Origin of the sequence: Pseudonocardia sp. ICBG1293 (genome assembly GCF_020131355.1) — a bacterium.
GTDB lineage: Bacteria > Actinomycetota > Actinomycetes > Mycobacteriales > Pseudonocardiaceae > Pseudonocardia.
Genome location: NZ_JAHLEL010000008.1, coordinates 107,918 through 126,037, shown reverse-complemented (window position 1 = coordinate 126,037; position 18,120 = coordinate 107,918). Strand labels below are relative to the sequence as shown.

Annotated in this window: 24 protein-coding genes and 1 tRNA gene; 7 read left to right on the top strand and 18 right to left on the bottom strand. The window is 73.6% G+C overall.

Annotated elements, in window-relative coordinates:
• The first annotated feature begins 5 nt into the window (after positions 1–5).
• A complete protein-coding gene (locus KPF47_RS05510) occupies positions 6–596 on the top strand; it encodes a DUF1707 domain-containing protein (protein WP_224387453.1) in 591 nt (196 codons plus the stop codon).
• Between the two features lie 9 nt (positions 597–605).
• Here the strand turns inward: KPF47_RS05510 and KPF47_RS05505 are convergent, their stop codons facing one another.
• From KPF47_RS05505 to KPF47_RS05490, 4 genes are read right to left on the bottom strand one after another with little or no spacing between them, the layout of a single operon-like run.
• On the bottom strand, positions 606–1,346 hold the full coding sequence (locus KPF47_RS05505) for an ABC transporter permease (protein ID WP_224387452.1): 741 nt from the start codon (positions 1,344–1,346) through the stop codon (positions 606–608).
• Positions 1,343–2,260 carry an ABC transporter ATP-binding protein gene (locus KPF47_RS05500; RefSeq protein WP_224387451.1) on the bottom strand — a complete coding sequence of 306 codons (918 nt, stop codon included), beginning with the start codon at positions 2,258–2,260 and terminating at the stop codon, positions 1,343–1,345. Before KPF47_RS05500 ends, KPF47_RS05505 begins: the two co-directional genes overlap by 4 nt.
• Positions 2,257–2,574: a transcriptional regulator gene (locus tag KPF47_RS05495; protein ID WP_224387450.1), complete on the bottom strand. Its 318-nt coding sequence runs from the start codon at positions 2,572–2,574 to the stop codon at positions 2,257–2,259. The genes KPF47_RS05500 and KPF47_RS05495 overlap by 4 nt, the downstream gene beginning before the upstream one ends.
• Positions 2,571–3,170 (bottom strand): hypothetical protein, encoded by a 600-nt coding sequence (locus KPF47_RS05490; RefSeq protein WP_224387449.1) that lies wholly within the window; start codon positions 3,168–3,170, stop codon positions 2,571–2,573. Before KPF47_RS05490 ends, KPF47_RS05495 begins: the two co-directional genes overlap by 4 nt.
• A gap of 161 nt (positions 3,171–3,331) precedes the next feature.
• Here KPF47_RS05490 and KPF47_RS05485 point away from each other — a divergent pair, with 161 nt between their 5' ends.
• Positions 3,332–3,787: a GtrA family protein gene (locus tag KPF47_RS05485; RefSeq protein WP_308015328.1), complete on the top strand. Its 456-nt coding sequence runs from the start codon at positions 3,332–3,334 to the stop codon at positions 3,785–3,787.
• 58 nt (positions 3,788–3,845) lie between these two features.
• Here the strand turns inward: KPF47_RS05485 and KPF47_RS05480 are convergent, their stop codons facing one another.
• From KPF47_RS05480 to KPF47_RS05455, 6 genes are all read right to left on the bottom strand, one after another.
• Positions 3,846–4,142: a hypothetical protein gene (locus KPF47_RS05480; RefSeq protein WP_224387448.1), complete on the bottom strand. Its 297-nt coding sequence runs from the start codon at positions 4,140–4,142 to the stop codon at positions 3,846–3,848.
• 818 nt (positions 4,143–4,960) lie between these two features.
• Positions 4,961–5,866, bottom strand: a complete 906-nt coding sequence (locus KPF47_RS05475; RefSeq protein WP_224387447.1) for a glycosyltransferase family 2 protein — start codon at positions 5,864–5,866, stop codon at positions 4,961–4,963.
• The gene (locus tag KPF47_RS05470; RefSeq protein WP_224387446.1) at positions 5,863–6,615 is read right to left on the bottom strand and encodes an ABC transporter ATP-binding protein; all 753 of its coding nucleotides are present in this window, start codon (positions 6,613–6,615) and stop codon (positions 5,863–5,865) included. The genes KPF47_RS05475 and KPF47_RS05470 overlap by 4 nt, the downstream gene beginning before the upstream one ends.
• A gap of 6 nt (positions 6,616–6,621) precedes the next feature.
• A complete protein-coding gene (locus tag KPF47_RS05465) occupies positions 6,622–7,488 on the bottom strand; it encodes an ABC transporter permease (protein ID WP_082375643.1) in 867 nt (288 codons plus the stop codon).
• A 97-nt stretch (positions 7,489–7,585) separates the two neighbouring features.
• The gene (locus tag KPF47_RS05460) at positions 7,586–8,131 is read right to left on the bottom strand and encodes a bacterial proteasome activator family protein (protein ID WP_305080405.1); all 546 of its coding nucleotides are present in this window, start codon (positions 8,129–8,131) and stop codon (positions 7,586–7,588) included.
• A 15-nt stretch (positions 8,132–8,146) separates the two neighbouring features.
• Positions 8,147–9,133, bottom strand: a complete 987-nt coding sequence (locus KPF47_RS05455; RefSeq protein WP_224387445.1) for an NAD(P)H-quinone oxidoreductase — start codon at positions 9,131–9,133, stop codon at positions 8,147–8,149.
• Between the two features lie 54 nt (positions 9,134–9,187).
• On the opposite strand from KPF47_RS05455, the gene KPF47_RS05450 reads away from it, so the two are divergent.
• Positions 9,188–9,874 carry a GNAT family N-acetyltransferase gene (locus tag KPF47_RS05450; RefSeq protein ID WP_224387444.1) on the top strand — a complete coding sequence of 229 codons (687 nt, stop codon included), beginning with the start codon at positions 9,188–9,190 and terminating at the stop codon, positions 9,872–9,874.
• Here KPF47_RS05450 and KPF47_RS05445 read toward each other — a convergent pair.
• The 3 genes from KPF47_RS05445 to KPF47_RS05435 form a co-directional block, all read right to left on the bottom strand.
• Positions 9,867–10,007, bottom strand: coding sequence for a hypothetical protein (locus KPF47_RS05445; protein ID WP_224387443.1), 141 nt, complete (start codon positions 10,005–10,007; stop codon positions 9,867–9,869). The genes KPF47_RS05450 and KPF47_RS05445 overlap by 8 nt on opposite strands.
• 96 nt (positions 10,008–10,103) lie before the next feature.
• Positions 10,104–10,484, bottom strand: coding sequence for a VC0807 family protein (locus KPF47_RS05440; protein WP_224387442.1), 381 nt, complete (start codon positions 10,482–10,484; stop codon positions 10,104–10,106).
• The gene (locus tag KPF47_RS05435; RefSeq protein ID WP_224387441.1) at positions 10,481–11,332 is read right to left on the bottom strand and encodes an alpha/beta fold hydrolase; all 852 of its coding nucleotides are present in this window, start codon (positions 11,330–11,332) and stop codon (positions 10,481–10,483) included. The genes KPF47_RS05440 and KPF47_RS05435 overlap by 4 nt, the downstream gene beginning before the upstream one ends.
• 84 nt (positions 11,333–11,416) lie before the next feature.
• Here KPF47_RS05435 and KPF47_RS05430 point away from each other — a divergent pair, with 84 nt between their 5' ends.
• Complete coding sequence (locus KPF47_RS05430; protein WP_224387440.1) at positions 11,417–12,007, top strand: TetR/AcrR family transcriptional regulator; 591 nt, start codon at positions 11,417–11,419, stop codon at positions 12,005–12,007.
• A 19-nt stretch (positions 12,008–12,026) separates the two neighbouring features.
• Here the strand turns inward: KPF47_RS05430 and KPF47_RS05425 are convergent, their stop codons facing one another.
• Together KPF47_RS05425 and KPF47_RS05420 are read right to left on the bottom strand one after the other, a co-directional pair.
• Positions 12,027–12,962, bottom strand: coding sequence for a neutral zinc metallopeptidase (locus tag KPF47_RS05425; protein ID WP_224387439.1), 936 nt, complete (start codon positions 12,960–12,962; stop codon positions 12,027–12,029).
• A gap of 80 nt (positions 12,963–13,042) precedes the next feature.
• Complete coding sequence (locus tag KPF47_RS05420; protein ID WP_224387438.1) at positions 13,043–13,909, bottom strand: AraC family transcriptional regulator; 867 nt, start codon at positions 13,907–13,909, stop codon at positions 13,043–13,045.
• A gap of 83 nt (positions 13,910–13,992) precedes the next feature.
• Here KPF47_RS05420 and KPF47_RS05415 point away from each other — a divergent pair, with 83 nt between their 5' ends.
• The gene (locus tag KPF47_RS05415; RefSeq protein ID WP_224387437.1) at positions 13,993–14,703 is read left to right on the top strand and encodes a class I SAM-dependent methyltransferase; all 711 of its coding nucleotides are present in this window, start codon (positions 13,993–13,995) and stop codon (positions 14,701–14,703) included.
• A 23-nt stretch (positions 14,704–14,726) separates the two neighbouring features.
• Positions 14,727–14,812, top strand: a tRNA-Ser gene (locus KPF47_RS05410).
• A 183-nt stretch (positions 14,813–14,995) separates the two neighbouring features.
• Here the strand turns inward: KPF47_RS05410 and KPF47_RS05405 are convergent.
• On the bottom strand, positions 14,996–15,487 hold the full coding sequence (locus KPF47_RS05405; RefSeq protein ID WP_224387436.1) for a GNAT family N-acetyltransferase: 492 nt from the start codon (positions 15,485–15,487) through the stop codon (positions 14,996–14,998).
• 130 nt (positions 15,488–15,617) lie between these two features.
• On the opposite strand from KPF47_RS05405, the gene KPF47_RS05400 reads away from it, so the two are divergent.
• Positions 15,618–16,178, top strand: a complete 561-nt coding sequence (locus tag KPF47_RS05400) for a DUF1707 domain-containing protein (RefSeq protein ID WP_224387435.1) — start codon at positions 15,618–15,620, stop codon at positions 16,176–16,178.
• Between the two features lie 67 nt (positions 16,179–16,245).
• Here KPF47_RS05400 and KPF47_RS05395 read toward each other — a convergent pair whose 3' ends face one another.
• Together KPF47_RS05395 and KPF47_RS05390 are read right to left on the bottom strand one after the other, a co-directional pair.
• A complete protein-coding gene (locus KPF47_RS05395) occupies positions 16,246–17,208 on the bottom strand; it encodes an ornithine cyclodeaminase family protein (protein WP_224387434.1) in 963 nt (320 codons plus the stop codon).
• Positions 17,205–18,104: an ABC transporter substrate-binding protein gene (locus KPF47_RS05390; RefSeq protein ID WP_224387433.1), complete on the bottom strand. Its 900-nt coding sequence runs from the start codon at positions 18,102–18,104 to the stop codon at positions 17,205–17,207. Before KPF47_RS05390 ends, KPF47_RS05395 begins: the two co-directional genes overlap by 4 nt.
• Between the last annotated feature and the right edge of the window lie 16 nt (positions 18,105–18,120).

Here is an 18,120-nt window from a genome sequence, read left to right as displayed (position 1 = left end):
GACGGGTGACCGGTCCGGGGAGCCACGAGATCAGGATCTCCGACGCCGACCGCGAACGCGTCGCGGAGCGGCTCAACCGCGCGATGGCCGAGGGCCGCATCTCGGTCGACGAGCTGCAGGAGCGGCTGTCGGTCGTCTACGGAGCCCGGTTCGGCTCCGACCTCGTGCCGGTGCTGTCCGACCTGCCCGGTGACCCGCTGAACCTGTCCGCGGACGTCCTCGCCACCCCCGTCGGTCCGCCGACGGTGCTGCGCGGTGGCGTCGGCGGGGTCAAGCGCCGTGGCGACTGGGTGGTCCCGGCCCGGCTGCGGGTGCAGACCTCCCTCGGTGCGGTGCTGCTGGACTTCTGCGACGCGCGGCTGCCCCTGCCCGTCGTCGAGATCGAGCTGGAGCTCGGCGCCGGCTCGGCCCGGCTGCTCGTCCCGGAGAACGCCACCGCCGACGTCGACGGCCTCGTCTCCCAGTACGGCTCGGTCCGCTCGAAGCTGCCCAGCCGCGCGGTCCACGGCCGTCCGCACTTCCGGGTGTACGGCCGCACGGCAGCGGGGTCGGTGTCGGTGCGGACCCGCTACACCTTCGCCGGCCGCCACTTCTGAGCGCCGGGCTCATCGGAAGCGGCGCCCCTCGTCGCGGCGGTACGCCCAGCCCACCAGCAGCGCCAGCCCGACCGTCCACACCGCGAACGCGCCCAGCGCCAGGCTGCTCGGGACCGGCCCGCCGAGCGACCAGAGCAGCAGGTCCCGGGCCCCGCGGGTGGGCAGCACCTCGGTCGCGCGGGCCAGCCAGCCGGGGAACAGCTCCGGCGGCAGCAGCAGCCCGCCGCCGAAGGCCATCGGGAAGAACGCCAGCTGGGTCACCGGCAGCGCGGCCTTGGTCGGCAGCGAGTAGCCGATCGCGAGCCCGCCGAGCAGGAACGGCAGCCCGGCCACCAGGAGCGTCACGAACGCGAACGGCAGCCGCGCCGGTTCCACGTACGCCGGCGTGAGCAGTGCCCCCAGCACGACCACCGGCAGCATCCCGAGCAGCGCGAACAGCGCCCCGACCGCGAGTCGCCCGAGGACCCGGGCCGACGGCGGCGCCGGCAGCGTCCGCAGGTACGGGTCCCACGGCTTCTCGCGGTCGTCGGCCACGCCCACGCCGAAGGTGAACAGGAACCCGCTGAGCACGCCGAACAGTGCGAGCTGGGCGATGGCGCGGGTCGCTGTGGCCGGGTCGTCGCCCCAGTCGAACGGCAACACGAAGAAGCACAGGGTCAGGGCCGGGAACAGCGCGGTGGACAGCACCGCGACGGGGATCCGCAGCTGCTCCAGGATCAGGTAGCGGGCGTGCGCTGCGGCGATGCTCACGACGGGCCCCCGGTCAGGGTCAAGAACGCGTCCTCCAGCGAGGCCCGGGACACGGCGAGGTCTGTGAACGGGACGTCGTGGCGGACCAGGGCGCGGACGAGCTCGTCGGCGTCGGCGGTGTGCAGCACGACGCGGTCGCCGTCGACCTCGGCGCGGTCCACGCCGGGCAGGTCGTCCGGCACCGCGGCGGTGCCCGGGGCGCACCCCGCCGACGAGCCGGGCCTCGCCGCGATCCGGAACGCGACGCGGCCGCCCCGGACGGCGCTGCGGACCGTGTCGACGTCACCGTCGGCGCGGATCCGTCCGCCGGCCAGCACGACGACCCGCTCCGCCAGCGACTCGATCTCGTCCAGGTAGTGGGTGGTCAGCAGGACCGTCCCGCCGCCGGCGTGGAACGCGCGCACGGTGTCCCACAAGGCGCGTCGGCCCTCGACGTCCAGGCCGGTCGTCGGCTCGTCGAGCAGCACCAGCCGAGCCCGGCCGATGAACGCGAGTGCCAGCGCGAGGCGGCGCTTCTGCCCACCGGACAGCCCGCCCGCCTGGCGTCGTTCCAGCCCGTCGAGGCCGAAGCGCTCCAGCAGCTCCCCGGCCCCGACCGGGTCGGGGAAGTGGGCGCCGACGAAGCGGACGATCTCCCCGACGCGCAGTGTGTCCGGCAGCCCGATCTGCTGCGGGGTGGTGCCCAGCGCGACCCGGTTCGCCGCGTCGCGCGGGTCCCCGCCGAACAGCCGCACCGTGCCGGTGTCCGGTCGACGCAGCCCGGACACGAGGTTGACCAGTGTCGACTTGCCCGCGCCGTTCGGGCCGAGCAGGCCGGTGAGGCTGCCGGGCTCCAGGACGAGGTCGACGTCGTCGAGGGCGACGGTGTCGCCGTAGCGGCGGGTCACTCCGCGCAGCTCCACCGGTGCGGTCACGAGGGCACCTCCGACGGGTCGGTGGCCGGGTCGAGGAGCGCCCGCAGCGCGGCCGTGTAGTCCTCGAACGCCCGCCGACCGGTTCTCGTCAGCTCGACGAAGGTCACCGGGGTGCGCCGCTGGTGGGTCTTGGTGATCGCGACGTAGCCCGCGTCCTCCAGCTTGCGCAGGTGGGTGGACAGGTTGCCCGCGGTCATGCCGAGCAGCTCCTGCAGGCGCGGGAAGGTCATGCGGTCGCCGTCGTCGAGGGCGGCGAGGGTGGCGGTGACCCGCAGCCGTGCCTGGGCGTGGATGACGGGGTCGAGCTCGGTCACCGGGCCGCCCGCGCCCGCGTCCACAGCCCGGTGGCGACCAGGGCGCCCCCACCGACGACGGCCAGCACCAGCGCGTGCCACGGCGCGGGCACGAACGGCAGCGCCGCCCCGAGCACCAGCAGGCCGAGTCCGAGGGCGTAGTCGGGGACGTTGCGCCAGACCGCCGCCCCGACCGCGAACAGCCCACCGGTCACGAACACGAACAGCGCGGGCATGGCGTAGCCGACCGGCGCCCCGAGCCGGCCGAGGCCGATCACCAGCGCGACGACGCCGACCATCGCCACCGGCCAGACCCAGCCGTAGAGGGCGCCGTGCACCCGGCTCGGCCCGGTGACGCCGCGGCCCATCCGGGCGCCGACCACGCCGCTGCCCACCGACCCACCGACGATGGCCAGCCCCGTGAGGACGCCCGCGGTGGTCGCGGTGACCGCGCCGGTCCCGCTCGCGAACCAGGACAGCCCGATGACCGCCCAGGCGGCGCCCCAGATCAGATAGAAGAGGATCTGCCGGGCCTGCTCGCGTTCGATGATCGCGAGCGCGTCGGCCGGTGAGCGCGGCGGCTGGTCGTCGACGTCGGTTCTCGCACGGTCCTGCACGGTGCCCTCCGGTGCCAACTGGTTTACTCTGTCAGTAACTTTGTACTGCAAAGCTGGTCTCCCTGTCCACGGCCGGCAGCACATCTGCAGGCGGACGGGGCACGACCTGCGCTCCGGTGGGTCGACGCGGTCGTTGCGGCACGCGCCGCTACCCTCGACGGGTGACCGCCACCGAGCCCACCCGGGCCGAGCCCCCGGCCACCGGCCCGGCCGACACCCCGGCTCCGCGCCTCGGCCTCGTCCGGCAGTTGGGCAGCTTCGTCGCGATCGGCGTGCTCTCCGCGATCGTCGACTTCGGCGTCTACCACCTGCTGCTGAACGCGGGCCTGTGGGTGCCGTTCGCGAAGGGCATCAGCTTCATCCTCGGTACGACGACGGCGTACCTGCTCAACAAGCGCTTCACCTTCACCGGCGCGAACACCGGGGGTCGCGCCAGGTTCGCCGGCTTCGTGGCCCTGTACGGCACGACCTTCGCGGTGAACGTCGGGATGAACTCCCTCGTCCTGCACCTGCTGCCGCCGCTGACCTACGACACCAGCCTCGCCTGGCTGGTCGCACAGGGCACCGCCACCGCGATCAACTTCGTCATGCTCCGCTGGGTCATCTTCAAGAACTGACCCTCGTATCCACACCCGTTGCAAGGGGTGTGCGGACCGGACAGGGGGTGTGCGTCCGTCAGGCCCGGAGCGCCCGGTGGAGGGCAGCGACCATGCCGTGCGGGCCGGGGCCGCTGATCTCCTGCCAGGTCCAGCGGACGACGGTGAGCCCGGTGCGCCGGATGCGGTCCTCCCGGCGCTTCTCCTCCCAGAGCGCCTCGGCGGCGTCTCCACCGGGATGCAGGGTGCGTCCGTACTTCGTCCGGCCGTCGAACTCGCCGACGACCCCGCGATCCGGCCAGGCGAAGTCGGCGCGATAGCGCGTCCCGGGGATGCGCCACTGCGTCACCGGAACCGGCAGGCCGGCCAGATGCATGCGGAGCCGGCTGCGGGTCTCCCCGGGGCTCTCGCTCGCCGGGTCGGCGAGGGCGAGGGCCCCGGCGTGCCGCTCCCACCCCGTTCGACCTCCCGGCCCTGCTCAGCGCCGTCGTGATCTCCGCGGGTGTCGTCGCGCCGGGGTGACGGCGTCCCGTGCGTCCGGCGACGACCCCGGCCTGCAGCGCCCCGTCCGCGACGACCAGCGCCTCCTCGGCGGGCACCGACCGGGCCAGGTCGACGAGCGTGCGGGCGGGACCGGTGACGCGCAGACCGTCGACGTCGACGATCTCGTCGGGGAGGAGTGTCCCGCTCCGCACGACCAGGTCCCCGCGGGTCCGGGCCCCGGTCGGCCGGGACCGGACGACGTGCAGCCGGTCGAGCGGGATGGCCCAGATCGGCAGGCCGAGCAGTGCTCCCGCGGTGACGTGGCCGAACACCGCCTCCGACGACAGCCCCGGCGCGGCGGCACGGGCCCGCAGGACGTGGTCGACGACGGCGGAGTCCGGCCCCTCCCCACCGGCGAGCCGGTAGACCCCACGCCGCACACCGGTCAGGACACCCGTGCGTCGCAGCCGGTCGATCTCGTCGTCGGAGAAACCCTGGTCACGCAGCACGCCCCGCCGCACCAGCCCGTGGGCGTCGGTCGGGAGCACCTCGCGCGTCATACCGACGACCCTGGCCGACCCCGGCGAGCACCGCCCCCGGATCACCGGCCTGTGGACAACTCCACCGGGTGTGGACAGCACGTCCACACCCGTTCTCGGTCATCCACACCTGCTGCAACAGGTGTGGATGACGGTCACGGGGTGTGGATGCTCAGGGGGCGCGGTGGAACTGTTCCCTGCGGCCTTGTCTCAGGAGGGAGAGCCAGTCCCGGAAGGCGCGTGGGTCGCGTTTCGTGACCAGGAAGTACCAGGCGAACCTCGGCAGCTCCAGGAGGCCGATCCTCCGCATCCCGGGCTGGGACATCAGGTAGCCGCGGTTGCGATAGGTGTAGAAACGCTTCACCGCGTCGCCCGGGTCCTGGGCGTGCAGCCGCCCACCGAGCATCGGCTTGAACTCGTCGGAGCCGTAGGGGTGCAGGTAGGTGGCCTGCAGCGCGGTGCCGAAGGGCAGCCCGGACCGGACCATCCGGCGGTGCATCTCCACCTCGTCGCCGCGGACGAACAGCCGCAGATCCGGCACCCCGATCACTTCGAGGGTGGAGGCCCGGAACAGGGCGCCGTTGAAGAACGAGGCGATGCCGGGGAGCAGGTCGTCGGTGCCCAGCGCCGAGCGGGACCGGTGCCAGGTGACGCCGCGGCGCAGCGGGAACGCGAGCCGGTCCGGCGAGGCCTTGTCGGCCACCACCGGCGACACCGCGGCCAGCCCGTGCCGCTCCGCGACGTCGAGCAGGGTCGCCAGGGTGGACTCGTCGGCGGCGTGGCCGTCGTCGTCGGCCAGGAAGATCCACTCGGCGCCCATCGCGAGGGCGTGCAGCATCCCGAGGGCGAAGCCGCCGGCGCCGCCGAGGTTGGACCACGACGGCAGCCAGGTCGTCGGCAGCGGTACGGCCTCGACGGCGTCGCGCGCGGGGAGGTCCGGCCCGTTGTCGACGACGATCAGGTGGGCCAGCGGGTGGGTCTGCTTCGCCATCGCCGCGAGCGAGTCGACGAGGAGGTCGGCGCGGTGGCGCGTCACGATGACGCCGACGACCGAGCCGGGCGGCAGCGGTCCGGTCACGACGGGGTCCGCCCCTTGTAGTGGTCGAGGACCTCGTGCAGCGGGCCGTACTCCTTGATCGTCCCGTGTTCCATCCACAGCGCGGTGTCGCACAGGTCGGCGAGGAACTCGTCGGAGTGCGAGGCGAACACGAGGATCCCGGAGCGGTCGACGAGCTCGTGCAGCCGGTCGCGGGCCTTGTTCAGGAACTCCGAGTCGACGGCGCCGATGCCCTCGTCGAGCAGCAGGATCTCGGGGTCGATCGAGGTGACGACGCCGAGCGCGAGCCGCACCCGCATGCCCGTGGAGTACGCCCGCAGCGGCATCTCCAGGTAGTCGCCGAGCTCGGTGAAGGCGGCGATGTCGTCGATCCGCGCCTCCATCTGCTTGCGCGTCATGCCCAGGAACAGGCCGCGGATCAGGATGTTCTCGTAGCCCGAGATCTCCGGATCCATCCCGACGGCGAGGTCGAAGACGGGCGCGACCTTGCCGCGGACCAGCGACCGGCCGCGGGTGGGCTCGTAGATGCCGGCCATCAGCCGCAGCAGCGTGGACTTGCCGGCGCCGTTGTGCCCGACCAGCGCGACGCGCGCGCCCTTGTCCAGGCTGACGGTGATGTCGCGCAGCGCCTCGATGATCGGCACCTTGGCGTCGGTGCCGATCCGGCCGCCCGCCTTGCCGAGGACGGCCTTCTTCAGCGAGCGCGTCTTGGCGTCGAAGATCGGGAAGTCCACGCCTGCGGCGTCGATCCGGATGCGGGGTTCAGTCACAGAGGTTCACACCCAGTACGCGACGCGGGAGCGGTAGTTGCGCAGGCAGATCAGCGCGGCGGTCCAACCGACCAGCGTGATCACGCCGGTCACCAGCCAGTACCGGCCGACGATCTCCTGGCCGAGCAGCGGCTGGCGCACGATCTCGACGAAGTGGAAGACCGGGTTCAGCTCGACCAGCTGGGCACGCTCGCGGGCGGCCGGGTTGTCGCTGAGGATGTCCACCGACCAGACGATCGGGGTCAGGTAGAAGACCAGCTGGGTGACGCTGGCGATGATCGGCGGGATGTCCCGGAACCGGGTCGCGAGGATCCCGGCGAGGATCGCGACCCACGCCCCGTTCACCGCCAGCAGCACGAACGCCGGGACCGCCAGCAGGGACGACAGCCCCAGCGGGTGCGGGAACACGATCATCAGCACGACCCAGACGACCAGGTTGTGCAGGAAGAACAGCGTCTGCCGCCACACGAGCCGGTAGATGTGCAGGCTCAGCGGTGCCGGGAGGAACTTGATCAGGCCCTCGTTGGCGATGAAGACCTCGCTGCCCTCGAGGATGCAGCCGGACACGAAGTTCCAGATCAGCAGCCCGACGGCGACGTGCGGGAGGAAGGTCGCCAGAGAGATCTGGAACAGCGCCGAGTAGAGGATCCCCAGGCCGAGCGCGATGACGCCCATGCTGATCGAGATCCACAGCGGTCCCAGGACCGAGCGCCGGTAGCGCTGCTTGATGTCCTGCCAGCCCAGGTAGCCCCACAGCGGCCGTTGCCGCCAGCCCTGGGCGAGGTCCGCGAAGGCCCGCTTCCAGCTGCGCGGGCTCGACACCTCGGACGGGTCGACGACGTCGCCCGGCTCGTCGGTCACGGTCACGGCCACCCGACGAGGGTACTCACGGCCCCCGGCGCGGCCCGGCAGGGGAGCCCCCTGCCGAGCGCGACCGAAACCGCAGGTCGACGGCGCGCGGCGACCGACCTCAGAGGTACTGCCCCGTACCCCGGCCCATGCCCTCCGGGATGCCCTGCTCGGGTGCGCCACCCACACCGGGGGGCAGTCCGCGACGCATCTGCTCCAGCTGCGCGCGGGCGGCCATCTGCTGGGCGAACAGCGCGGTCTGGATGCCGTGGAACAGCCCCTCCAGCCAGCCCACCAGCTGGGCCTGGGCGATCCGCAGCTCGCCCTCCGACGGCGTCTTGTCCGCCGTGAACGGGAGGCTGAGCCGCTGCAGCTCCTCGCGCAGCTCCGGCGCCAGGCCCTCCTCGAGCTCCTTGACGGAGTTCTCGTGGATCTCCTTGAGCCGCTCGCGGGACGCCTCGTCCAGCGGCGCGGCCTTCACCTCCTCGAGCAGCTGCTTGATCATGGTGCCGATCCGCATGACCTTCGCGGGCTGCTCGACCATCGATGCGGGGCTCTGGGCCTCGTCGTCCTGCGGGACCGACGCCATGCCCACCGGACGCCCGTCGGCGCCGACCACCACGACCCGGTCCCCGGGTGTCTCCTGCTCGTCGCTCATGCCCGCCATTCTGGACCCGCCCGCTCAGGAGTTCACGAGGAGGAGCTTGCCGGTCACTCCACCGGCGTCGAGCCTGCGGTGCGCCTCGGCCGCGTCGGACATCGCGAACCGCTCGAAGACCACCGGCCGCACGCGGCCGTCGGCGAACAGCCGCCACACGTTCCCGGCGACCCCCGCGCCGACCTCGGCCTTGGAGTGCGGCCCCTCGACCGGTCGTCCGCGCAGGCCCATCGCCGAGATGTGCCCGCGCTTGGCGAGCAGCGCGCCGATGTTCAGCTCCGCCTTCACCCCGCCCTGCATGCCGATGATCATGAGGCGGCCGTCGCGGGCGAGCGCGGACAGGTTGTTCGTCAGGCCCTTGGCGCCCATGTTGTCGAGGATGACGTCGGCGCCGTGGCCGTCGGTGGCCTTCTTCAGCGCCTCGGCGATGTCGTCGTGGTAGTCGATGACGATGTCCGCGCCCAGGTCGCGGCAGAACTGCAGCCGGTCGGCGTGCCCCGCGGTCGCGGCGACCCGGGCGCCGAACGCCTTGGCGACCTGGATCGCGTGCGTCCCGATGCCCGACGAGCCGCCCTGGACCAGGAAGGTCTCACCCTCGGCGAGACGCCCCTCCAGGAACACGTTCGACCAGACCGTGCACGCGACCTCCGGCAGGCCGCCGGCTTCCTCCAAGGAGACGCCCTCGGGGACGGGCAGCAGCTGCGGGGCCGGGACGGCGACCTTCGTCGCGTAGCCGCCACCGGCGAGCAGGGCGCAGACCTCGTCACCGACCGACCAGCCGGTGACCCCCTCGCCGAGCGCGGCGATCCGGCCCGCGCACTCCAGACCGAGGATCTCCGAGGCGCCCGGCGGGACCGGGTAGTTGCCCTGGACCTGCAGCAGGTCGGCCCGGTTGACGGCCGAGGACACGACGTCGAGCACGACCTCGCCCGGTGCGGGCTCGGGGTCGGGCACCTGCGCCCACGTCATGTTCTCCGGTCCGCCGTACTCGCTCAGGGTGATCGCCCACATGCCCGCGACGGTATTCCGTGGCGCCGTCGTCGGCGATCGGAGGATCATCGCCCGATGGACGTGCTGCCCGCGCCGATCGACCCGGTGCCCGACCCGTGGCCGATGGCCGGGCTGGTGCTGCGGACCCCGCACCTGGAGCTGCGGACCGAGGACGACGTGTCGCTGCGCGAGCTGGTCGCGGCCGTCCACGCGAGCGGGATCCACCCGTCGTCGGAGATGCCGTTCCGCATTCCGTGGACCCGGGCTGACCCGCGCCACCTGGGGCGCGGCATGGTGCAGTACTTCTGGGGGAACCGGGCGAGGGCGTCACCGGAGTGGTGGACGCTGACGTTCGTCGTACGGGCACAGGACCGGGTGGTCGGCCTGCAGGACGTGGTGGGGGACCGGTTCGGCGTGCGCCGCGAGGTCTCGACCGGCTCGTACCTGGTGCGCCACGCGCAGGGCCGCGGGTACGGGACCGAGATGCGGGCCGCGGTGCTGGCGTTCGCCTTCGACCACCTCGGGGCACTGGTGGCGCGCTCGGAGTACCTGACGGGCAACGCGCGGTCCGCGGCGGTGTCGGCCCGGCTCGGCTACCGCGACGACGGCACCGCCACGATCGTGCACGACGACGAGCGCGTCACCGAGTACCGGGTACGCCTCGACCGGGATGCGTTCGTGCGGCCCGGGTGGGAGCCGGTCGTCGAGGGCTACACCGCGGACCTGGCGGGGTTCCTCGCCGCGGAGCCCCCGGTCAGCTGAAGACCAGCGCGCGGTGCCGGGGCAGCCGCAGCCACACCTGCCCGGCGACGAGCAGCACGGCCAGCACGGCGAACCACTGCACGGCGTGCACGGCGGGCACCACGTCGACCGGCAACGTGTACGCGGCCAGCACCCGCAGCGCCGCGTCGGCGAACAGCCCGGCCGCCCAGCCCGCCGTCAGCCACCGCCAGATCCCACGGAACCGCGCCGGCGACGCCCAGCGGCGGTCTCACTCGTCGGGACTGTGGCCGGCGTCGGTGAGGGTGAGCCGCCCGACGGTGAACAGCACCGGACGGGCCGTCGGGACGCTCGCCAGCAGGACCGCGCCGAGGGCGGCGGTGACCAGGGCGTCGCGGGCGAGCAGGACCCGTTCGTCCCCGCCGACCAGCGCCGTCGCCGCGCTCGCCAGGCACAGCGCGAGCACCAGCAGGGCGAACCACTCGGCGCGCCGGTCACGCGCCAGCACCCACAGCGCCCGCGCCGCCGGGACCGCGGCCCCGGCGAGCAGCGCGGTCACCGCGTCGGCGCCGGCGGCGCGCAGGCCGTAGAACACCACCAGCGGCGCGACGAGGTCGGCGAGCACCGTCGTCACGAGCTCCCGGCGGCTCACGCCGCCACCAGTGACGAGAGGCGCTCGGCGACCCGCTCCGGGAACTCGCCGGGCAGCGCGTGGCCTGCGTCCGGCCACACCTCGACGGTGCCGCGGGGCAGCAACGCGGCCCGCTCCCGGGCGCGGACGGGGTCGAGCATCGTGCTGCGCCCGCCCAGCAGCACCAGGGTGCGGACATCGACCGCGGCCACGTCGCGCGCCGAGGGCAGCGACGGGTGCGGCACCGCCGAGGCGTAGCCGGACAGGCCGGCCTCGATCAACCGGGCGACCGGGTCGTCGCCGACGTCGGCACCGTCGCCCAGGCGGGCGACGAACCGCCTGCGCAGCCACGCCGGCGCGCCGGGGAGCGCTCCGAGCGAGGCGGCCACGGTCCCCGGTGGGATGCGGGCGAACGTGACGGCCGGGTCGAGCAGGGTCAGCGTCCGGATCCCGGCCGGCGCGCGGAGGGCGACCTCGAACGCGAGGCGGCCGCCGAGCGAGGTCCCGACGAGGTGGCACGGTCCCAGCGCGTCCAGCACGTCGCGCAGCCAGCGGACCTGGTCGGCGAGGTTCCGGATCGGCACGTCCTGGGCGCTCGCCCCCGGGCCGCCGAGCGGGTCCACGAGGTGGACGGTCGCGAGCCGGCGCAACGCGGGCACGTTCGGTTCCCAGCTCACCCCCGGTGAGCCCGCGCCCGGGAGCAGGACGAGCGGCGTCCCGGCCGGTCCCTCGCAGGTCAGGACCCGGACGGAGCCGTGGCTCGTGTCGATGTACCTGCCGGTCGTCGGTCCCAGCCCTGCGACGACGGTGCGGTGCAGCGTGCGGAAGCGGTCGCGGGCCGCGGTGCTGGTGAAGTGTCCGGTGCGCATCGGTCCCCCTGTTTTACGATACGATCGGACTGTAAAAGCGGGCGGCGTTTTTCGCAAGCCGATCGGATCGGAACGGGGTGGGCGATGCCGAGGGTGGTCGACCACGGCCTGCGGCGCGACGAGATCGCGCGGGCGCTGTGGCGGATCGCGGCCGCGGAGGGTCTGGAGGCGGTCAGCCTGGCGCGGGTCGCGCAGGAGGCCGGGGTGTCCAAGGGGCGGGTGCAGCACTACTTCGCCTCCCGCGACGAGCTGCTGGACTTCGCGGCACAGCAGCTGCGGCTGCGGGTCGACGAGCGGGTGCGCGCGCGGATGGCGACGGCGGCGCCGTCCTCGCCGCTGGAGGAGGTCCGCGTCCTGCTGGGCGCGCTGCTCCCGCTCGACGACGAGGCCCGCGCCGACGCCCGTGTCGGCTCCGCCTTCCTCATCCGGTCCCTCGGCGACGAGCGGCTGCGCGAGACCTACCGGGCCGGCGACCGGCTCCTGCACGACGCCGTCGCCGACCGGCTCGCCGCGGCCCGTGACCGCGGCGAGCTCGCCGCGCTCGACCCGGACCGCGAGGCCGTCGTGCTGCTCGCGCTGGCCGGCGGTCTCGCGGAGTCGGTGCTGCTGGGCGGTACCGACGGTGCCGGTGCCCTCGCCGTGCTGGACCACCAGCTGGGTCGGCTGCGCCCCTAGCGGGCTCCCGGGCGGGGTCTCAGTCGAGGCTGCGCGCGGCGAAGGTGTCGCAGGCGTCCGGGTTGCCGCTCTGCAGCCCCGTGGTGAACCACTTCTCCCGCTGCGCGGAGCTGCCGTGCGAGAACTGGGACTCGTCGACGCGGCCGCCGCCCAGGTTGGACTGGATGTAGTCGTCGCCGATCCGGGACGCGGTGTCCAGGGCGGCGTCGATGTCGGACCGGTTCAGCTCGCTGATCAGCGGCCTGCCCGACGGGCCGGGCGTGGTCGTCGCGTGGTTCGCCCACACGCCCGCGTAGCAGTCGGCCTGCAGCTCGAGGCGCACCGAGCCCGAGGTGGGGCCGGTGTCGTTGCCCGCCCGGCGGTTGGTGCCGGTCAGGTTCTGGATGTGGTGGCCGTACTCGTGGGCCATCACGTAGGCCTGGGAGAACGGCCCGCCCTGCGCGCCGAAGCGGGTCTGCAGCTCCTGGAAGAAGGTGAGGTCGATGTAGATCTCGGAGTCGGCGGGGCAGTAGAACGGCCCGCTGTCCGACGTCGCCGAGCCGCAGCCGTCGGTGCTGACCCCGCCGGAGAAGAAGTTCGTCCGCGGCGGGGTGAAGCCGGAGGTGAACTGGGTGGCCCAGAAGTCGTCGAGGGAGTTGACGACGGCGACGACGCGGCAGTCGGTCGAGGTGTTCGCCGACTCGCCGGTGGCGCAGTTCTGCTGCAGCGAGGAGTTGTCCGCGGTCTGGCCGGAGCCGACCTGGTCGAGTCCGGGGTAGCCGCCGCCCGCCCCCATCCCGGACATGTCGACGCCCGCGAAGTTCGACAGGAGCAGGTAGAGGATGACGCCGACGAGGCCCAGACCGCCGCCCGCACCGGCCACCCGGCCGCCGACCCCGCCGCCCCGGCCGCCGCCGGACCCGCGCAGGTCGTCCACGCCGGACGTGTCGAGCCGGGCGTTCTCGTCGAACCGCACGTCGTCCTCCCGAGATGAGACCGGGGGAATCCCACCACATCGCGCCGGACCGCACCGGCGCGGACGTCACCCGCCACCCGTCAGGGGGTGGCGGGTCCCGCGCGCCAGGTCGCGGGGGCGCTGCCGTGGGCGGCACGGAAGCGTCGGGCGAAGTAGCCGGGATCGGGGTAGCCGACGCGGACCCCGATGTCGGCGACCGGCAGGTCGGTGGACGTCAACAGCCGGCGCGCCTCCCGCAGCCGCCGCTCGGTGATCCACTGCTGCACGGTCCGTCCGGTCCCGCGCCGCACGACGGTCGTCAGGTGCCCGGGGGTGAGTCCGACGACCGCGGCGACGTCGCGCAGCGACAGCGGCCCGGCGAACCGCTCCTCGACGAGGGCGAACACCGCCGCCAGCAGTGGGTCACCGGACTCGGCGGGCACGTCGTCGACGAGCCGGCCGAGCGCGACCAGCAGCAGGGTGAGGTGGGCGCGGGCGGCCTCGGCGTGGCCGTCGCGGCGACGGGACAGCTCGTCGTCGAGATCGGCGAAACGGCTCCGCCAGGTCGCCCGGTCGGCCGACGGGACGGCGATCCGCTGCCCGCCGCCGCGGTGGCGTCCGACGAACGGGGCGAGCAGCGGATGGTCCCGCCAGGACGCGGGCGCGACCGCCTCCGCGGGGAACAGGACCGACCACAGCTCCCCGGGCGGCCCCGTGCTCTCCGCGGCGTGGTCGACCACCGCACCGGGCGCGATCACGAACGCGTCGCCCTCGCGGAGGTCCCAGGTGCGTCCGTCGACCCGGTACTCGCACGCACCGCGCACGATGTGGACGAGCATCAGGAAGTCGTGTGCGTGCGCGCCACGCACCCGCGGCAGGGTCACTCCCGACCCGTCGACGTGCTGTACCGAGATCGGCACCGGCGAGTGGGCGAAGCCGACGAGCGGGACATCCGAAGTTCGTCCCATCACGCCCATGGATCGTGCCTGGTGGGCAGCTGGAACGCCAGCAAGAGTGGATGATGAACACGAAGTTCGTCCGAGGGGAACCGATGACCACGCACGCCCACACGCCCGCGCTCGTCAGCTCGTGGCTGCTGCCCGGCTACGACACGGTGGCCCGGCTCGGTGGCGCCGTCCCGATGTACTGGCGACTGCTGGCCCAGGCCGGCATCGGTCCGCGGGACCGCGTGCTGGAGATCGGCTGCGGCACCGGGAACGTCCTGCTGCGCGCGAAGGAGGCCGTTCCGACGGCCACCGTGCGCGGCGTCGACCCCGACCCGGAGGCGATCTCCACGGCCCGTCGCAAGGCCGCCGAGGCCGGCGTCGAGCTGGAGCTGCACGTCGGTGTGGCCGAGGACCTGCCCCTCGACGACGGCAGCGTCGACCGGGTCCCGTCCTCGCTGATGCTGCACCACGTCGCCGCCGACGCCCGGGCCGCGGCGCTGCGGGAGGCTCACCGCGTCCTGGCACCGGGCGGGAGCCTGCACCTGGTCGACCTCGACCACGACCCGCGCACCGGCGGGCGGATGCACGGCGTCACCAGGGTGCTGTCGCTGCTGGCCCGCCTCGATCCCGCCCACCGCCGTTCCCGGCGCGGCGGTCACGGCGACCACGGGGGCCACGGCCACGGCCACGGCCACGGGCACGACGCGCCGCCGGTTCCGGAGCTGCTCGCCGCTGCGGGGTTCATCGACGCGGCGGTGGTCGGTCCCGGGTCCACGAGGATGGGGCCGGTCACCTACTACCGCGCGGAGCGCTGAGCGGGCCCCGTTACCCTCCCTGCGGAAGCGTGGCAGAGCGGCCGAATGCACCCGCCTTGAAAGCGGGCGTCCGAAAGGACCGGGGGTTCGAATCCCCCCGCTTCCGCCATCCCTGCCCGCGGCGGTTGCAGTTCCGGTGATACGACGTCCCTCCGCACCGCCGGGGTGAGGTGCTGAGGCCGCGCAGCCATCGCGGTGTCCGACCAGCCCGTCACACCGATGACCGCCGTTCGGTCACGTCGAGCAGGGGCCGGACGCTGCCACCCTCGGAGTAGTGAGCCGGTGGACGGCCTCACCCGCGCAGATCTCGGAAGTATCGGGCGACGGGCCACTGGACGAACCCGAGGGACTCGTAGGCGGCGCGTGCCGGCGCGTGGCCGGGGTCGCCGCCGGTCTCGACCATGACCATGCGGAGCCCCGCGGCGCGGACACGGGCGAACGCCTGCTCGGTGAGAGCGGTGCCGACTCCCCGTCGCTGCTGGAGCGGGTCGACGGCCAGGACGTAGATCTCGCCCATGTCGTCCTCCGGATGCAGCCGGGTGCAGACCCATCCCGCGACCTGCTCGCCGACGACGGCGATGTCGACGGAGTCCGGCTCGTCGTCGAGCACCGCCGACAGGTCGGCGAGCTGCCGCGCCTGCCAGCCGTCGGGGTAGAAGGACCGGTAGACGAACGGCGGCACGGCCTGTTCGATCCCGGGGAAGACGGGCTCCCACGCCCTGATCGACAGCTCGAGCACCGCCGGGCGGTGGTCGACGGCGTAGGGCACGATCGTCACCTGCACGGCCCGCACGGTAGCGAGGCGACCGGGGCGGTGCCTGCGAGTTCTGGACGGTCGTTCCCGGGCAGCCCCTGACCCGCGCTCCGGAGGAACCCCGAGCCGCTCGCCGGCGACGAGCAATACGGTCGATCGCATGACCGCACACGAGAGCCCCGACGCTCCCGTCCCCGCCCAGGACCTCCGCGTCTCCCACGCCGAGCGGGACCACATCTCGGCCCTGCTCAACCGGCACCATCTCGAAGGCCGGCTCGACGGGACGGAGCTCGCCGAGCGGCTGGCGGCCGTGTCGGCCGCGGTCACCCGGGCGGACCTGAACAGCGTGGTGCTGGATCTCCCGGGCGCGCTGGACGCCGTGCCCACACGTGACGTGCTCGAACTGACGAACACCGCCGGCGACCTTCGTCGTACCGGTGAATGGCTGGTCCCGCCGCGCGTCGTCGTGCGGTCCTGGTTCGGCAATGCCCGCCTCGACATGCGCCGCGCGCGCTTCGTCACCGGGGAGGTCGTCGTCGACGTGGACCTCGTCGTCGGGAACGTCGACCTCCGGCTGCCGGCGGGAGCGACGGTGGACCTCACCGACGTGCGCACCGCGGTGGGCACCGTCCACGACAGGGTGGGCGAGTCGGCGTCGCGCGGTACCCCGCACGTCATCGTCGTCGGCGGCACCCAGGTGGGGAACGTGACCGCGCGATGACGCGGCTCCCGAGGTCCCGACCACGACCGTGGCGGACGTGGGGGGAGCGGACGGCCGCCGTCCCGGGTCAGCGGGCGACGACCGGGCGTCCCGTGGCCAACGCGGCGTAGGCGAGATCCTGGAGGGCGAGACCGACCGACTCGAACAGGGTGATCTCGTCGGGACGGCGCCGACCGTGCGCGCCGGTGAGCACCTCGCCCAGCTCCAGCCCCACGTCCTCGAGGGTGACGGCGGCCTCGTCGAGGGCCAGGAGCACCTCGCCGGACTTGCGCAGCTGCACCTCCCGCGAGTCGACCACCACCCGCGCCCGGGCCAGGGCCGCGCCGTCGATCTCGCGGTGGTCGGGTCGCGGTGGCGCCCCCACGGCGTTGACGTGCAGACCGGGGCCGAACCAGGCGCCGTGCACGTGCGGCTCCCGGGCGGGGGACAGTGTGCACAGCACGTCGACCGCGGAGACGACGCCACGGACGTCCGCGGACACCGTGACCCCGACCGGGGGGCTGCCGTCGGCCCGCTCCCGGGCCCGCAGGGCGCGCCGGAACTCCTCGATGCGTCGTGCGGTCCTCGACCACACGACGACGTGGTCGATCGGCCGGACCCGGCGGATCGCCGCGACGTGCTCGACGGCCAGGGGCCCGGCGCCGACCAGCCCGAGGACGCTGCTGTCGGCACGGGCCAGCGCGTCGGTGGCGACGGCGCTGGCCGCCGCCGTCCGCATCCTGGTGCCCGGTCCGCCGGCGAGCACAGCCAGCCTGGTCCCGGTCGCGGCGTCGAGGAGCAGCACCGTGGACTGCTGGAGCGGCCCGTCGGCCTGCGCGTCGGTGAGGACCTTGACGACGGTGAGGCTGAGACGACGCGACGTCGCCACCATCGGCAGGAGCACCGTCGACGGGCCGGTCTCCACGACCGCGGGGACGGGCTGCTCGGCGTCGCCGAGTGTCAGGTCCACGTGCAGGGCCCGGACGGCGTCGATCAGCTCGCCCAGGTCGACCGCGCCCTCCGGGGGCGCTTCCACGGGGATCAGGGTCACCGGAAGGCCTTCATGAACGAGTCGTCGGTCAGCTCGTCGTAGCGCGGTGCCCGGGAGACCATCGACGCCTCGGCGATCATCCGCATCCACCGGTCGCTGCCCGCGGGGTCGATCGCGACCGTGGACCACAGCTCACTCGCGGTCATGGCGGCGACGGCGTCGCGCAGGATCGCGAGGTCGCGGCTGGGCCAGCGGGTCGTGAGGATCGACTCGACGACGTCGGCGGGCGTGCCGGGCAGCGCGGTCATCGCGGCGTCGATGCAGGCGGTGAACCGGGTGAGCCGGTCGCGGAGCTCGTCGACGCGGTCGGTGCGGGCGTAGTAGACGCTGTTCGGCATGACCCCGCCGCCGTCGAGGTTGCGGAACACGATGGGCCCGACGCCGGTCGCCTCGACCTCCAGCGCCGTGACGAGGTCGAGGACGATGGCGTCCCCGAGCCCCGCGTGGAAGAGCTCGACGAACATCGGCGTGGACAGGTCGCGCAGGAACGTGATCCCGGACGGGTCCACTCCGGACTCGCGGGCCAGCCCGGCGGTGACGGCGTACGGTGCGCTCCCGCCGATGCCCGGCGCGAGCACGACCTCGCCGCGCAGGTCGTCGAAGGTGAACGAGCGGGGTGCGCCGCGGTGCACGATCGCCTTCGGGGCCTGGTGGTTGAGCTGGCAGACGACGGTCAGGTCGCGGGGGGTGCCCGCGTACATGCCCGGCACCCACAAGCCGCCCAGCGCGATGTCGGCGGCGCCCGACTCGAGGTCGTCCAGCACCCCGGTCCAGGGGTCGCAGGCGACCGCGGTGACCTCCAGCCCCGCATCGGCGAACACGCCGGTGGTGTCGGCGAGGTACTCCGGCAGGTAGTTGAGGCCGTTGGCCGTCGCGGAGATGGTCAGGGTGTCCATCGGTGCTCCTTCTGGT